The organism is Paenarthrobacter ilicis (assembly GCF_016907545.1).
Lineage (GTDB): Bacteria > Actinomycetota > Actinomycetes > Actinomycetales > Micrococcaceae > Arthrobacter > Arthrobacter ilicis.
The window spans coordinates 3,515,582-3,530,387 of sequence record NZ_JAFBCD010000001.1 but is presented as its reverse complement, the minus strand read 5'-3'; the positions used below and the strand labels follow the sequence as shown (position 1 = coordinate 3,530,387).

The following is a 14,806-nucleotide window of genomic DNA, read 5'->3' as shown; positions in this document are numbered from 1 at the left end:
TGGATCCGGGGTTCCCTTGGAGCGGGCGACGGGAATCGAACCCGCGTATCGAGCTTGGGAAGCTAGCGCTCTACCATTGAGCTACGCCCGCACTGCCCGGTAAGAATCCCCCGAGCGAGTCCTAGCTTAGCGCAGATGCGGAGGCCCTCATGACAGGCACACCGCCCGCAGGAGCCAGCCTATTTGAAGAGCTTCAGACTGTTCCATCCCGAGCCGACCTGGCTGTAGGTAGTCCACTGGCCACGGCCCAGACCGTAGTTGTACAGATTCCCGTCGGCTGTCTGGGCAGTGATGCCACGGGTGCCGGCACCGGTGAGCCCAAAGCTGGGGGCCAGGACGCGCATGTACTGCCAGCCCGTGCCCACCGTGGTGGCCGGACCGTAGAAACCAGCCCAGCCATCGCCGCGGTAATTGACCAAAGAACCGGAGGGAGTCCTGGCCAGGATGTCGTTGGCGCCATCGCCTTCCCAGTCCGCGATGGTCAGCTCCAGGCCGTTCCAGCCGGTGCCAATGGTGCGGGGATTGCTCAAGGCTCCACCAAAGGTGTTGGGGTAGTAGCGGAGCACACCGTCCGGGAAGTACCCGACGACGCCGGGCCGGCCGTCCGCATGGGTCCACTTGCCCACGGTGATGGTCATCCGGTCCCAGCCGCCGTTGCCCACGATCACCTGGTTGGCAAAGCCCCCGCCGGGAAGGCCGCGGAAGACGCCCAGGGATCCGTTGTTCCACTGCGCCAGGAGGTCATAGACACCATCAATGTCCCAGTCCACCACGAAAGCCTGCTTCAGGCCGGTCCAGCCCGATCCGATCTGGACCGCGCCCATGTAGCCGCCGGCCGCCGTCGCCGGGTACCTCAGCAGACGGCCGGAAGCGTCTGCCGCCACCAGGTCGGCGCCGGATTTGATGCTGGCTGACACCGCCGTGTTGCCGGCAAAGTACTGCTCCAGGGTGGGGAAGCCGCGGCGGTTCATGTCGGTGGCCAGGGCGACGCCCACGTAGCGCAAGTGCCATGGCTCGTAGCTGTAGCCCGTGATACCGGTGTAGCCGTTGGGATAGCGGACGATGAAGCCGTACTTGTGGGCATTGGCCGCGACCCATTTACCAGCGGCAGTGTCACCAAAGCAGGTGCTGAGGCCGCAGGAACCGGCTGCGTTGCCGATGTCCATGGCCAGGCCTGTCTGGTGCTCGCTGTAGCCGGGGCGGGCGGAAATGGTGTCCGCATACGCCTGGCCGTAAATGCTGACGTAGTACGCATAGACCTGTTGCTGCTGGGCGTAGGAGCGGTAGCCGCTCACGATCGACAAGCCGCCGGTTCCGGCGTCTGCCGCGCCTTGGAACAGGCCGTTGAGCCACGCGGCAGCTTCGGCGCGCATGTACTGGCCCGAGCCACGTGCGTTGACAAGGTCCGACGGCGCGTAGCTGGCAGGGTTCAATGGCCGGGATTTGTTGACCAACACCGAGTAGTTGGTGGGGTCGCCTATGGGGTCCACGCTGGGAAGGGGATTAACCGTGGCTGGGACGGCAGCCGCCGTTGCGGGAGCTGCCGAAACAGCGCCGCCAGCCACTGCAACGGCCAGGAATACCGCACAAGCGGCCACCCGCCGTCGGAATTTACCTCTACGCCCTTGGCGATCCTGACCCTGCATGACGTCCCCCCACTTTTTTCGTTTTTCCAACCGGAGGCACTCTACCGTGTGCCCGGGCAGGTGTCAGCGGTGACTTTATTGGTACGTCAGATAACCATTCGGTCAAGGCTCGCTTCCAGGGGACCCAAGCGAAGTTCTGCTGGCTACGCTGAAGGTGTTAGCTGCTGTGTAGGGGGAACCGGGCTACGTCACTGATCCGTACGCCGAAAGAGGTTTCCATGGCCTTCGCAGACCATGAAGTGGTGATTCACCGGGACGCCATGACCATTTACGCCTTCCTGATGGACGGACTGAACAACTCACTGTGGCGCTCGGGGATCCGCAGTATTTCCCTCCGATCCGGCAGCCGCGGGCAAAAGGGCGCCCTCTACCAGCAGACCATCAACGGTCCAGGTGGCCGGCCCGTAGCAGCGGACTTCCAGATCACCGAAGCACGGCCCGGGGCCGAAGTGCGGTTTGCCGTGGTGGCCGGACCTGCGCGGCCCACCGGCGGTTACTACCTCAGCACTGAAGGTCAGAGCACGCGCCTGCGGTTCGCCCTGGAGTACCACCCCAAGGGGCTCCAGAAGCTGATGAACCCCATGATCCAAAAAAGCATGGAACAGGAAGTGGCACAGTTGGAACAGCTGAAAACCGTGATGGAATCGCGGTCGGTGGCCTGAGCCCTACTGGGCCAGCCTGAAACCGCCCCAGCCGCCACCCACTGCAACAGGCGTGGTCAGCCTTCCTGACGTGAGATCCCAATATTCCAGGACCCCGTTGGTACCCAACCCGGCCACACCGGAGGTGCCCGCTCCATTGACTCCTTGCAGGGAACGCAGCCCGGAGTAATCCGTCCACGCCGCGCCCACCACCGGCCGGGCCTCCTGCTTGGGAGTACCCAGGCCGCTGCCGCGATACAGCCGCAGGTAGCCGTTGGGTTCAACGGTCAGCAGGTCCTGGAACCCGTCCGCGTTGTAATCCACCATGCTGAGCCTGACCGCCCTGTTGCCCGTGCCGATCGCTGCCTGTGAACGGATGAACGTGAGGCCCGCATTCCTGTACAACCACAAACCACCCGAGGCATCCATGGCGACAATCTGCGGCAGGCGGTTGTTGGCACACCAGTTGCCGATGGCAAGGTTCAGGGACTGCCACCCCTGGCCAAGAACGCCCGGGGAACCAAAGCCGCCGCCTACCCTTCCCGGGTAAACGAGCAGCGCGCCATCGGTTCTTTGGGCAATCAGATCGAAGACGCCGTCACGGTCCCAGTCGGAGACGAACAACTCCTTGAGGCCCGTAAAGCCGACACCGATCTTCTTCGCGGCACCGTATTTGGCGTTCCCCAGGGACGGATACGAGTACACCGTTCCGTCCGGGCCCACAGACACGAGGTCGGCAGCGCTGCTGATGGAGGCCGCACCCAGGTTGACCGTAGGGGGCTGATGCTTGTCTCCGGGCTGGCAAACTGCCACCGGATCGGTGGGCGGTGTGGGCGTGACGGTCCCGCCGCCAGGGGAGTTGGTGGTCCCGGCAGGGAGTGTGGTGTAGCCGAAGAAGTTCACCACACCCCAGATGGTGAACCTGTTGGGCGTGGTCTGCCAGTTCCCGTCAGTGTAGGTAATGCCGATGCCCATGACGTTGAACCGCGGATCCCGCAGGAGGGCATCGTGGCCCGGTGACTGTTTCCACCATTCCACAAGCTGTGCGGCATCGCGGTCCCACCGGACGGCGATGACTTCACCAGCGCCGTTGTTCGGGTTCAGCGCGCGGGGGTCCGTCCAAAAGTTGGGCCGGTGCTGGATGACTTCGCGGCTTGCGATGTTGTTGGACCAGTCCTGCGCCAAGCTGGCCACCGTTGCGTGGTACTTCACCGGCGCCAGGCCCAGCGATGCCCGGTAACTGTTGATGGCGTTGAAGACCGTGAGGATCGCGGCCGCGTTGCTGTCAGGGAGGAGGGCAAGCGAGCCGTTGTCCGGAGCGGTTTCCTTTTGGGGCGTCTTGCCGGGGAAAGGCGCGGAGGGTGTGGGCGTCGTTGTTGCTGTGGGGGTGGCGGTTGCTGTAGGCGTAGGCGTGGGCGTTGCGGATGCGGTCGGCGTTGGCGCAGCGGAGGCGCTGGCTGATGTCTCGGCCGGGGACGGCACTGTTGCCCCCGCCTTCGGATCCTCCTGCTTCGAGTCCGCCGCCTTCGCGGTGGCCTCCGACGACGGTGCAGGCGCCACTGCGGCAGAGGTGTCCTTGGGGGCCGGTGCCGGTTCAGTCACCGCAGGATCGCTTGTGCCGGGAGTCGGCGCTGAGGGGTCGTCGGGTCCCCACGAAGGGCCGATATTGGGAACCGGTGGGGGAGTCTCATAGGTGGGGTCGACGGCGATTGGTCCCGTTCCGGGGCCCGTCACCTCCGGTTCCGCAGTGCCGGGAACCGGTGCCGGTTCCACGATGGGTTCCGTGGTGCCGCCTTCTGAAGCGGCAACTGACGGTGCGGTACCCCCTGAAGTGGCCGGAGCCGGCGTCGTGGATTCAGTGGGCCCGGTCAATGCGGACGGAACCCCGGCGGAGGAACTGGTGCCGCCGGGGACCGCTTGGTTCGAGGGGATCAGCTGGCTGGAAGCGGCCACCCCAAGAGCCAGCACTCCGGCCAGCACAATAGCGGCAGGCGCTGCCAGTTTTTTCACAATTACCCCGCGAATGCTCGTTGCCCCCACCTACGGGCGCGGTTGTATATGTCCGGGACTATAGTCGCACGCGTCGGTCCGGACAATGGAAGCCGATGACTGCATGGTGTCCTCGCGCGTTGGCGCATGGGTCCGCTGCGCTGGCGCACAGGTCCGCTGCGCGTCGGCGCATAGGGTCCCGGTGGGGTCCATGGGGTATTTTTGATGCTGTGCTGATCTCTGACCGCGATATTCGTGCCGAAATAGACTCCCAACGGATTGTTCTTGAACCGTACGACCCCGCGATGGTCCAGCCGTCTTCCGTGGACGTCCGGATTGACCGGTTTTTCCGGCTCTTCGACAACCACAAGTACGCCCACATTGACCCGGCCGAGGAACAGCCTGAGCTGACCCGGTTGGTTGAAGTTGAGGGCGATGAGCCTTTCATTCTGCACCCTGGTGAGTTTGTGCTCGGCTCGACGTACGAGACCGTCAGCCTGGCCGACGACATCGCGGCCCGGCTCGAAGGAAAATCCTCCTTGGGGCGCCTGGGCCTCCTGACCCACTCCACCGCCGGGTTTATTGATCCCGGCTTCTCGGGTCACGTGACCCTGGAGCTGTCCAATGTGGCTACCCTGCCCATTAAGCTGTGGCCCGGCATGAAGATCGGCCAGCTGTGCTTCTTCCGGCTGACGTCCTCGGCCGAGCACCCCTACGGTTCCGGCGAATATGGAAACCGTTACCAGGGCCAGCGCGGTCCTACCGCCAGCCGCAGCCACCAGAACTTCCACCGGACGTCCATCTAGGACTGCCCAGCGCCTAAGCCGGGGCCCGCTCCGGTGAACGCGGCGGCGCGCCGGGGGACTTGCGGAGGGCCTTGACCACGGGCTCCACGAAGCGTGCTGCCAGCGGACCCAAAATGGCCATGATCAACACGTAGGCCGTGGCCAGCGCTGCGAGATCGTGGGGGACGACTCCCGAAGCCACGGCCAATCCGGCAATGACAATGGAGAATTCTCCGCGGGCAATCAGCGCGGCACCTGCACGGAAGCGGCCTGGAACGGCAATGCCGGCTCGTTTGGCTGCCCAGAACCCCGTGATCATCTTGGTGATGGTGGTGAGGACGGCCAGGACCAACGCCCAACCCAGCACCGGTGGGATGGAGGTGGGGTCCGTGTTCAGGCCGAACGCCACAAAGAAAATCGCTGCAAAAAGGTCCCGGAGTGGCTCCAGGACCCTTGTTGCGTTGTGGGCAGTTGCTCCTGAGATGGCGATGCCCAACATGAACGCACCCACAGCGGCGGATACCTGCAGCGCGGAGGCAATGCCGGCTACCAGCAGGGCAAGGCCCAGCACGTTGAGAAGGAAGACCTCGGAGTTCTCGCTGTGCACCGCTTGGGAAACCCGGTGTCCGTACTTCAGCGCTATGACCAGGACTACCGTGACCACTGCCAGGGCGATGCCGACGGTCTGGAGCCCGCCCAGGAAGCCCACCCCCGCCAGGATGGCTGTGAGGATGGGGAGGTAGATGGCCATGGCCAGGTCTTCGAAGACCAGGATGGACAAGACCACCGGGGTCTCACGGTTACCGATCCGGCCGAGGTCCGTGATGACTTTGGCGGCAATCCCGGAGGAGGAAATGTAGGTGACGCCGCCCATGACGATTGCACCCACCAGCCCCCACCCAAGGAGCACCGCTATGCCGGCCCCTGGAATGAAGTTCAGGACGAAGTCCAGGACACCGGCTTGCCACGACCTGCGAAGGCCGGTGACAAGCTCGGATGCCGTATATTCCAATCCGAGCATCAGCAGCAGGAGGATAACGCCGATTTCGCCGGACAGATGGGCGAACTCGTGCATGCCGTCAAGCTTGACGAAGCCGCCGGCTCCGAAGGCCAGCCCACCCACCAAGTAGAGAGGGATGGGTGACATGCCAATACGGCCCGCCAATCGAGCCAGGAGGCCGAGGCAGAAAACGACGGCCCCCAGTTCAACGAGGGCTAGAGCTAGCGGATCCATTCCGCTCAGCCGTTGCGAAGGATGCCGGCTGCCGAGTCAAGACCTTCCTGCGTGCCGACTGCTACGAGCAAATCACCAATGTGGAGAACGACGTCGGGTGCAGGCGAGGGGACAACCTCACCTTCGCGCATGATCGCGACGATGGAAACACCACTGCGGGTACGGATCTGTGCCTTGCCCATGGCCTGGTTCACGAAGGGCGAGTCAGGGGTAATGGAGAACTGCCGGGTAACGATCCCGGGAATCTCCCGGTGGGCTTCCGCCAACTGCATGGCCAGGATCTGACCGCCCAACAGGTTGCCCAGGGCCGTCGCTTCGTCGGCAGTCAGGGGAATGGACGCCTGGCAGGTATCGGGGTCATCCCAGGTGGAGACAAAAAGCTGGGTCTCGCCTTCCCTGAGTTCCACGACACCAATGCGGCGGCCCGAGGCCGTGACGAAGTCCTTGCGGACGCCCAGGCCCGGGAGTTCGGTTTCTTCCACGTTCATTGCTCCACCCTAACTCTGATGGACCGGAGTGCTACGGCGTTCCGTACGCATGGGGTCCTATGTAGTTAACGCTCCGGTACCACAGCTATTTCCGTTCGGGCCGGTGGTTTTACCGGCAGGATCACCAGGAGCCCCGCCAACAGCACCACCATGATCCCCAGGATTCCCCAGCGCTGGGCCTGTCCTTCGGCAACCAGCGGTGCGGCGATGGTGATGCACAGGGTAAACAGGGTGGGTGCCAGGAAGCTGACTGCCCGTCCAGTAGTGGCGTACAGGCCGAACAGTTCCCCGGACTCTCCGGCGGGAGCCAGCCGTGCCAGGTAGGCGCGGGAGGACGACTGGGCTGGGCCCACAAACAGGCAGAGCATCAGGCCGAAGATCCAGAAGGTTGTACTGCCCGGCCACTCATTGCCGAAAAATACGTAGTTCCCGTTGCCCAGGACCAGAATGAACGTTCCGGCGATGAGGAGTCCGATCAGGGAGAGGACAATGACCGCCTTGGGTCCGATCTTGTCGTCAAGGAATCCGCCGATGATTGCGCCGACCGCCGCCACCACATTGCCGAAGATCGCGAAGAAAATGACGTCTTTCAACTCAAACCCGAACGTGCCGGCGGCAATGACGCCGCCGAAAGTGAAGACCGCTGCCAGCCCGTCACGGAAAATCGCGCTGGACAACAGGAAGTAGATGGTGTGGGGACTGGTTTTGTAGATGGCCCGGATCCGTCGCAGCAGCAGCTTGTAGGAGGCCAGGAAACCCAGGTGGGCCCCTTCCTTCTTCACGGAAACCTCGGGAACAGCGAACATCACGGGGAGGGCAAAGATGAAGAACCACAGCGCTGAGAAAATCGCGACCAGCCGGATGTTGAGGGAATCCTGGGTGGACGCCCCAAACCAGTCAAAGGATGGCTGCACGAACAATTGGAGAACCAACAGAAGCGCCACAATGCCGCCCAGGTATCCCATGCCCCAGCCGAAGCCACTGACCTTGCCGATGTTCCTGGGGGTTGAGATCTGCGCCAACATGGCGTTGTAGTTGACTCCGGCGAACTCAAAGAAGATATTGGCCAGGGCAATCAAGCAGACCCCCAGCAGGAGGAACTCCGGCCGGGGAAAGACGAAGAAGCAGAGCGCAGTGAGCACGGCCGTGGCGGCGGTGTTGACGCCAAGCCATAGTTTCCGCCTTCCGCCTGCGTCCGATCGTTGGCCCGTGACCGGCGCCAGCAAAGCGATGGCCAACCCGGCAACGGCCAACGCCGCCCCAAGCGCTGCCGATGCGGCATCCTCTCCTCCGAAGGCGTTGGAGGTCAGGTAGACGGTGAAAACGAAGGTGGTCATCACGGCATTGAAGGCTGCTGATCCCCAGTCCCACGACGCCCACGCCAGGATTTGCCCCTTCTTGGAAGCGGCAGGCCCGGAGGCGAGCTCAGAGGTTGGATGGGTGGCTTCGGGAACAGCGGCCGCGTTCATAGCTCGATGCTATAGGGGCAGGTGGAACGTTGGGGTGGTCGACAGACCGCTATGTGGAGAACACAGTGGTTGAAACGTGACCTGCGCTGTCAGCGGAAGGCCAGATTCGGTGTGACCGTCTTGATAAACTGGACGCACCGAACCCAACGTAAGACCCGCCGGCTCCAACTTTTGACAATTCATTCCTGACTTTGCGGAGATAACAGTGCTCTCAGTTCTCGCCATCACCTTTGTAGCGGCAACTGTGGCGCCCTTGATCTTCAACAAGCTGGGCCGGAACGCGTTCTACGTGCTGGCAGCAGTTCCGGCGGGGTCCTTCATATGGTTGGCCCTGCAGTACCCGGCGGCATATTCCCCGAACGGCATGGAAGAAACTCTGCCGTGGATCCCCACACTCCAGCTGGAACTGGCCTTCCGGATGGATCCGCTGGCTTGGTTCATGTCCCTGCTGATCCTGGGTGTCGGATCCCTGGTGCTGGTCTACTGCGCACGGTATTTCAAGAACAAAGATGCCAACCTTGGCACGTTCGGAGCCCAGCTCCTTGCGTTCGCCGGGGCCATGTTCGGTTTGGTGACGTCCGATGACCTGTTGATGTTGTTCATCTTCTGGGAACTCACCACCATCCTGTCCTACCTTTTGATCGGCTACGCCCGCACCCGTCTGGCCGCGCGCCGCTCCGCGCTGCAGGCACTCATGGTCACCACGGCGGGCGGTCTTGCCATGCTGGTGGGCCTCATCATCCTCGGCCAGGCTGCCGGAACCTACCGCATCTCCACCATCGTGGACCAGGCCGGGACGCTCATGACCGGCCCCATGCAGGGCGCCGTGGCTGCCGCCGTCGTGCTTGTCCTGTCCGGTGCGATCACAAAATCAGCCTTGGTTCCGTTCCACTTCTGGTTGCCGGGCGCCATGGCTGCGCCCACGCCCGTGAGTGCGTACCTCCACGCTGCGGCCATGGTGAAGGCCGGTATCTACCTTGTGGCCCGCTTGGCTCCCGGGTTCTCGGAATCGGAGTTCTGGCTCCCGCTGGTGCTGGGGCTCGGACTGGCCACCATGCTGGTGGGCGGCTACAGGGCGCTGCGGCAGACCGACATCAAACTCATCCTGGCCTACGGCACGGTCAGCCAGCTCGGATTCCTCACCATGGTGGTGGGGTTGGGGCGTCCGGATGCCGCATTGGCCGGGCTGGCGCTGCTCCTGGCGCACGGGCTGTTCAAAGCCACGCTGTTCCTGGTGGTGGGAATCATTGACCACCAATCAGGTACCCGTGATATCCGCAAGCTGTCTGGCGTCTTCCGCTCTTCCCGCGCCTTGGGCGTAGTGGCCGCGATTGCTGCCGCCTCCATGGCCGGGGTTCCGCCGCTGGCCGGATTCGTTGCCAAGGAATCAGTCTTCGAAGCGTTTGTCCACTACGGCACGGGCCACGACGCCCCGGCCTGGGGCATCTGGATTCTGGTGGGACTGGTCATCGGTTCCATCCTCACCTTCGCGTACAGTGCGCGCTTCATGTGGGGTGCCTTTGCCGTGAAGCCCGGGGTGGAGACCACCCCGTTCAAGCCCATCAAGCCGGCCTTCCTGGCCGCGCCGGCCATCCTGAGCTTCCTGACCATCGTTTACGGCTTGTGGCCGACGCCGGTGGACACCTGGGTGCAGCCGTACGCAGCGCTGTTTGCCACCAAGCCGGACGCGGCGGACGCCGGACACCTGGCTCTGTGGCACGGCATCACGCCCGCGCTGGGCCTGACAGCCATCACGTTCGCGATTGGCGCCGCCATGTTCTACGGACGCAACGCCGTGGCCCGGATGCAAGGACGCGTTCCGGACTGGGTGGATGGGGACCGCGCCTACCAAAACACCATCGGTGCGCTGGATGACGTAGCCGTGTGGATCACCGGCCGCACCCAGCGTGGTTCGCTCTACTTCTACCTGGCCGTAATCCTCACAGTAGCCTTCGCCGTTCCGGCGACTGCCTTGATTGTTGCCAACAAGCCATTGCCCGACGGCATCTACCTCATTGACCCGAACTCGCCGCTGCAGATTGTTGCCGGAATCGGCATCGTGGTGGGCGCACTGGCCGCAGTCCGGGCCAACAAGCGCTTCCTGGCCGTGCTGATGGTGTCCGTCACCGGGTACGGAATCGCACTGATGTTCGCGCTCCAAGGCGCACCGGACCTGGCCCTGACCCAGATGCTGGTGGAGACGATCGTCCTGGTGGCGTTCGTGCTGGCCATGCGCAGCCTGCCCGCAGAACTGCGGGACAGGACCGGCGGCCGCCTCCGGGTGATCCGCGTCATCATTGGCGCCGCATTCGGCATCACCATGATCTTCGTTGCCATATACGCCATGGGCGCCAGGGTGGCAACGCCCATTTCCCTGGATTTCCCGCGCTTGGCGTACGAGGGCGGCGGTGGCCTGAACGTGGTCAACGTGACCTTGGTGGACATCCGCGCCTGGGACACGTTTGGTGAGATCTCTGTCCTTGCCATTGCTGCCACCGGTGTTGCCAGCCTGATCTTTGTCCGCAGCCGCGGCGACCGGATCAAGACTTCGGAAGAGGTTCCGGAGGGAAGCGTGGGGCGCCGTCCCGGCGTCGAGCCTGATTCCCGCGCCAGCGTCACGCTGGCCGTAGCCAAGAAGTTCACCGACGTCAGCCGCGATGCGTGGCTGGTGGCAGGCCGTACGCTGGCGCCGGAACGGCGATCGATCATTTTCGAAGTCGTGACCCGGTTGATTTTCCACTCAATGATCGTTTTCTCCATCTACCTTCTCCTGGCCGGCCACAACCTTCCGGGCGGTGGCTTCGCAGGCGGCCTGACGGCCGGCCTTGCCCTGACCATCCGATACTTGGCCGGCGGCCGTTTCGAACTGAGCGAGGCTGCCACCATCAGTGCGGGGACCCTGCTGGGGGCAGGACTCGCGACGGCGGCAGCGTCCGGTTTGGTGCCTCTGTTCCTGGGCGGCCAGGTGTTCCAGAGCGCCATCATCGAGTTCTGGCTGCCGGTGTTCGGTGACATCAAGTTCGTCACGTCCACCATCTTCGATATTGGCGTGTACATCGTGGTGGTGGGGCTGGCACTGGACGTCCTCCGCAGCCTCGGTGCCGAAATCGATGAGCACTTCGACGGCAAGGGAGCGCCCCTGGCCGAAGAGGACGCCGCGATGCTGGCTGGCGAGGCCGCTGAATCCTCCGCGACTGTTGCGGCCCCGAAAGGCACATCATGAGCATCAACCTGACCCTCCTCATTGTCATGGGTGTGCTCTACGCCTGCGGTATCTATCTGATCCTCGAACGCAGCCTGACGCGCGTGCTGCTGGGCTTGATGCTGCTGGCCAATGCCACCAACCTCCTGATCCTGTGCACAGGCGGATACGCGGGACTGGCCCCGCTGTTCAGCAAGGAAACCAACCCCGAGGCCTACAGTGATCCCCTGCCGCAGGCGCTGATCCTCACCTCGATCGTGATCTCCTTCGCTGTCACGGCCTTCATGCTGGGCATCATCTACCGCACCTGGGTCTTGGCCCGCCAGGACGAGATCCAGGATGACCTTGAAGACGTCCGCGTGGCCAAGACACCGAGCTTTGATGCCGAAGATGACGCGATTGTTCCGTTGGAAACCTCGGAATTCGCAGTCACTCCGGTTGCCACCACCGACCGGAACAGCCCGGAAGCCACCGAAAAGCCGCACACCACTCCGGAAGGAGGCAGCGCGTGAACCTCGCAAACCTGTCGCCGTTAGCTGTCCTCCTGCCCATCATGGGTGCTGCTTTGGCGTTCCTGCTGATCCGGCACCAGACCGCCCAGCGGGTAGTGAGTATCAGCATCCTGAGCGCCACGTTGCTGTTGGAGTGCTTCCTCCTGATGTCCGTGTGGGACGGGGGCACCACGTCCGTGACCCTGGGCGGTTGGTTGCCGCCGTGGGGCGTTGTCCTGGTGGTGGACCAGTTCTCATCCCTGATGCTGGTGGTCTCCACCGTTGTGAGCCTGGCCGTCCTGATCTACGCCACAGGACAGGGAATGGCCGACGGCGACCATGAAGCGCCTGTCTCCATCTTCCACCCCACCTACCTGATCCTGGTGGCGGGTGTTTCCAACGCCTTCCTCACCGGAGACCTCTTCAACCTTTACGTCGGCTTCGAGATTCTGCTGACGGCGAGTTACGTCCTGATGACACTGGGCGGGACAGGTCCGCGTATCCGGGCCGGTGTCACGTATGTGGTGGTGTCAGTGGTTTCCTCCGTGCTGTTCCTTGTGGCCATCGCCATGATTTACGGCGCTACCGGAACAATCACCATGGCGGACCTCGCTGTGAAATTGGCTGATCTGGACCAAGGCACGCAGAACCTACTGCACGTGATGCTCCTGGTGGCCTTCGGTATCAAGGCTGCCGTCTTCCCGCTGTCGTTCTGGCTTCCCGACTCGTATCCAACAGCCCCGGCGCCGGTCACTGCCGTGTTCGCGGGCTTGCTCACCAAAGTGGGCGTTTACGCCATGGTCCGCACCGAAACCCTCCTGTTTCCGGGGGACACCCTCAACGTTCCGCTGATGGTGGTGGCGCTGCTGACAATGGTGGTGGGCATCCTGGGTGCCCTGGCCCAAAGCGACATTAAACGTTTGTTGTCGTTTACCTTGGTGAGCCACATCGGGTACATGGTGTTCGGACTGGCCATGAGCTCTGTCATGGGGTTGGGGGCTGCCGTGTTCTACGTGGCCCACCACATCACCGTGCAAACAAGCTTGTTCCTGGTTACCGGGCTCATAGAACGCCGCGGGGGCAGCTCCTCGATCGACCGTTTGGGTGGATTGGCCAAGTTGTCGCCCTTACTGGCGGTGTTGTTCTTTGTCCCTGCCATGAATCTGGCCGGCATTCCGCCGTTCTCCGGGTTCCTGGGAAAGCTGGGACTCCTTCAGGCAGGCGTGGAGCTGGGCACACCGTTGGCCATCACCCTGGTGGTGGGCGGAGTAGTCACCAGCCTGTTGACCCTGCTTGCCATAGCCCGTGTGTGGAACAGGGCCTTCTGGCGTAAACCTGAAGACGCCGAGTATCCGGATCCTGCCCTGCTGGCCACCAAAAACGTGGGCGTGCTGCCGCGGACCATGGTGGGCTCAACCGCTGCGTTGGTGGTGTTCGGCGTTGCACTGACCGTCTTTGCCGGCCCGCTCTTCCACATGTCCGACGGTTCCGCGGAGATCATGTTGGACCGGTCAGCCTATATCCACTCGGTCCTTGGCGACTCCGTCCAGGTTCCGCCGCCGGTGCAGACAGGGGGTGCCAAATGAGCCGCAAGCCGATCTCGTTCCGTACAGAACTTCCGCTGCTCATCTGGTTGGTGATCGTGTGGGGTGCCCTGTGGCGGGACTTCAGCCCGGGAAACCTCCTGTTCGGCGCGATCATTGCCGTAATGGTGGCCAAGTTCTTCTACCTCCCTCCCGTTGAACTCAGCGGCAGGTTCAACGTCCTTCGGGCTTTCGCTTTCGCCATGATGTTCCTGGGCAAAGTGGTGGCAGCGAGCTTCCTGGTGCTGTACCTGGCCACCGTCAAAGGACCAAAGGTGCGCAGCGCCGTCGTCGCGGTTCCGTTGCGCAGCCGCTCCGATCTGATGGTGACGGCCACCGGCCACGTCATCTCGCTGATCCCTGGTTCGCTGGTGGTGGAAGTGGACCGGTCAACGTCCACCCTGTACCTTCACGCGCTGAACATCTACACGGAAGCTGACATCGAGGAGATCCGTCAGGAAGTGCAACGCATTGAGGCAGGATTGATCCGCATCATGGGCACCCATCAAGAAGTAGAGGAACTCGGAAAAGAAGCCCCTGCGGGCACGGAAGGGGCAACGCTGTGAAGGACTTTGTTCTGATCGCGACGGCGGTGATCCTGGGTTTGGCCGCTGCCGGCGCCATTGTGCGGATCGCCATTGGCCCGTCCCTGCTGGACCGCGTGCTGGCATCCGATGTTCTGCTGGCCATCCTCGGCGCGGCACTGGCTGTGGACATGGCCGTGAACCGGCACCTCAACAACCTGATGCTGCTGGTGGCGTTGGCCGTGATTGGTTTCATCGGATCAGTGACCGTTGCCCGCTTTGTGGCCGAGCGGAGGGAACAGAACAATGAGTCCTGACGCCACCGGAATCGATGTTGTTATTGACGTGGTCACCGCTGTTTTTCTGGTGGTGGGAGCTCTCATGAGCCTGGGTGCGGCCGTGGGTTTGCTGCGCTTCCCGGACCTGATGAGCCGCATGCACGCCGCCACCAAGCCGCAGGTGCTGGGTTTGTTCCTGATGTTGTCCGCAATAGGGCTCCAGATGCGGACCTGGTGGGTGTGGCCGGTCCTGGTGGTGGCGTGGATCTTCCAGTTGCTCACGGCGCCGGTGTCCGCCCATATGGTGGGGCGCTCGGCCTACCGCACCAAGCACGGGCACCGCGAAATGCTCACCAAGGATGACTTGGAAGCCGTCGTCCAGAGGGCAGCTGCCGGGCAAGAGCCTCACTCTGACGTTTAAGGACAACGCGGGGTCATTCAGGGCCCATCCCAACTGCTGGGATGGGCCCTGAATG

At 63.2% G+C, this 14,806-nt stretch carries 13 protein-coding genes and 1 tRNA gene; 8 read left to right on the top strand and 6 right to left on the bottom strand.

From position 1 onward, the window contains the following. Positions 1 to 17 precede the first annotated feature (17 nt). Positions 18 to 91 (bottom strand) — tRNA-Gly (locus JOE60_RS16130). Between the two features lie 88 nt (positions 92 to 179). Next, positions 180 to 1,646, bottom strand: coding sequence for a M15 family metallopeptidase (locus tag JOE60_RS16125; RefSeq protein ID WP_167267638.1), 1,467 nt, complete (start codon positions 1,644 to 1,646; stop codon positions 180 to 182). Positions 1,647 to 1,864: 218 nt separating this feature from the next. On the opposite strand from JOE60_RS16125, the gene JOE60_RS16120 reads away from it, so the two are divergent. Continuing rightward, entirely contained in the window at positions 1,865 to 2,308 is a 444-nt protein-coding gene (locus JOE60_RS16120; protein WP_167267635.1) for an SRPBCC family protein, read from the top strand. A 3-nt stretch (positions 2,309 to 2,311) separates the two neighbouring features. On the opposite strand, the gene JOE60_RS18425 is transcribed toward JOE60_RS16120, so the two are convergent. Then, a complete protein-coding gene (locus tag JOE60_RS18425) occupies positions 2,312 to 4,297 on the bottom strand; it encodes a CAP domain-containing protein (protein ID WP_338112576.1) in 1,986 nt (661 codons plus the stop codon). A gap of 209 nt (positions 4,298 to 4,506) precedes the next feature. Here JOE60_RS18425 and dcd point away from each other — a divergent pair, with 209 nt between their 5' ends. Continuing rightward, positions 4,507 to 5,082: a dCTP deaminase gene (gene dcd / locus JOE60_RS16110; protein WP_011776299.1), complete on the top strand. Its 576-nt coding sequence runs from the start codon at positions 4,507 to 4,509 to the stop codon at positions 5,080 to 5,082. A 13-nt stretch (positions 5,083 to 5,095) separates the two neighbouring features. Here the strand turns inward: dcd and JOE60_RS16105 are convergent, their stop codons facing one another. The 3 genes from JOE60_RS16105 to JOE60_RS16095 form a co-directional block, all read right to left on the bottom strand. Continuing rightward, complete coding sequence (locus tag JOE60_RS16105; RefSeq protein WP_167267633.1) at positions 5,096 to 6,295, bottom strand: cation:proton antiporter; 1,200 nt, start codon at positions 6,293 to 6,295, stop codon at positions 5,096 to 5,098. A gap of 5 nt (positions 6,296 to 6,300) precedes the next feature. After that, entirely contained in the window at positions 6,301 to 6,783 is a 483-nt protein-coding gene (locus JOE60_RS16100) for a cation:proton antiporter regulatory subunit (protein ID WP_167267631.1), read from the bottom strand. A gap of 65 nt (positions 6,784 to 6,848) precedes the next feature. Further along, positions 6,849 to 8,252: an MFS transporter gene (locus JOE60_RS16095; protein ID WP_167267629.1), complete on the bottom strand. Its 1,404-nt coding sequence runs from the start codon at positions 8,250 to 8,252 to the stop codon at positions 6,849 to 6,851. Positions 8,253 to 8,457: 205 nt separating this feature from the next. Here JOE60_RS16095 and JOE60_RS16090 point away from each other — a divergent pair, with 205 nt between their 5' ends. Genes JOE60_RS16090 through mnhG form a run of 6 tightly spaced genes read left to right on the top strand, consistent with a single transcriptional unit; the run spans position 8,458 to position 14,751 of the window. Beyond that, on the top strand, positions 8,458 to 11,475 hold the full coding sequence (locus JOE60_RS16090; RefSeq protein WP_167267627.1) for a Na+/H+ antiporter subunit A: 3,018 nt from the start codon (positions 8,458 to 8,460) through the stop codon (positions 11,473 to 11,475). Next, positions 11,472 to 11,966, top strand: coding sequence for a Na(+)/H(+) antiporter subunit C (locus JOE60_RS16085; protein WP_167267625.1), 495 nt, complete (start codon positions 11,472 to 11,474; stop codon positions 11,964 to 11,966). Before JOE60_RS16090 ends, JOE60_RS16085 begins: the two co-directional genes overlap by 4 nt. Beyond that, on the top strand, positions 11,963 to 13,531 hold the full coding sequence (locus JOE60_RS16080; protein ID WP_167267623.1) for a Na+/H+ antiporter subunit D: 1,569 nt from the start codon (positions 11,963 to 11,965) through the stop codon (positions 13,529 to 13,531). The genes JOE60_RS16085 and JOE60_RS16080 overlap by 4 nt, the downstream gene beginning before the upstream one ends. Beyond that, positions 13,528 to 14,094: a Na+/H+ antiporter subunit E gene (locus JOE60_RS16075; RefSeq protein ID WP_167267621.1), complete on the top strand. Its 567-nt coding sequence runs from the start codon at positions 13,528 to 13,530 to the stop codon at positions 14,092 to 14,094. The genes JOE60_RS16080 and JOE60_RS16075 overlap by 4 nt, the downstream gene beginning before the upstream one ends. After that, positions 14,091 to 14,369: an MrpF/PhaF family protein gene (locus tag JOE60_RS16070; RefSeq protein WP_167267619.1), complete on the top strand. Its 279-nt coding sequence runs from the start codon at positions 14,091 to 14,093 to the stop codon at positions 14,367 to 14,369. The genes JOE60_RS16075 and JOE60_RS16070 overlap by 4 nt, the downstream gene beginning before the upstream one ends. Next, positions 14,359 to 14,751 carry a monovalent cation/H(+) antiporter subunit G gene (gene mnhG, locus JOE60_RS16065; protein WP_167267617.1) on the top strand — a complete coding sequence of 131 codons (393 nt, stop codon included), beginning with the start codon at positions 14,359 to 14,361 and terminating at the stop codon, positions 14,749 to 14,751. Before JOE60_RS16070 ends, mnhG begins: the two co-directional genes overlap by 11 nt. Positions 14,752 to 14,806 lie beyond the last annotated feature (55 nt).

Bases quoted from the DNA above. Each gene is read 5' to 3' on its own strand.
- JOE60_RS16125 (WP_167267638.1), bottom strand. From the start codon at position 1,646: ATGCAGGGTCAGGATCGCCAAGGGCGTAGAGGTAAATTCCGACGGCGG.
- JOE60_RS16095 (WP_167267629.1), bottom strand. From the start codon at position 8,252: ATGAACGCGGCCGCTGTTCCCGAAGCCACCCATCCAACCTCTGAGCTC.
- mnhG (WP_167267617.1), top strand. From the start codon at position 14,359: ATGAGTCCTGACGCCACCGGAATCGATGTTGTTATTGACGTGGTCACC.
- JOE60_RS16120 (WP_167267635.1), top strand. From the start codon at position 1,865: ATGGCCTTCGCAGACCATGAAGTGGTGATTCACCGGGACGCCATGACC.
- JOE60_RS16075 (WP_167267621.1), top strand. From the start codon at position 13,528: ATGAGCCGCAAGCCGATCTCGTTCCGTACAGAACTTCCGCTGCTCATC.
- JOE60_RS16085 (WP_167267625.1), top strand. From the start codon at position 11,472: ATGAGCATCAACCTGACCCTCCTCATTGTCATGGGTGTGCTCTACGCC.
- JOE60_RS16100 (WP_167267631.1), bottom strand. From the start codon at position 6,783: ATGAACGTGGAAGAAACCGAACTCCCGGGCCTGGGCGTCCGCAAGGAC.
- JOE60_RS16105 (WP_167267633.1), bottom strand. From the start codon at position 6,295: ATGGATCCGCTAGCTCTAGCCCTCGTTGAACTGGGGGCCGTCGTTTTC.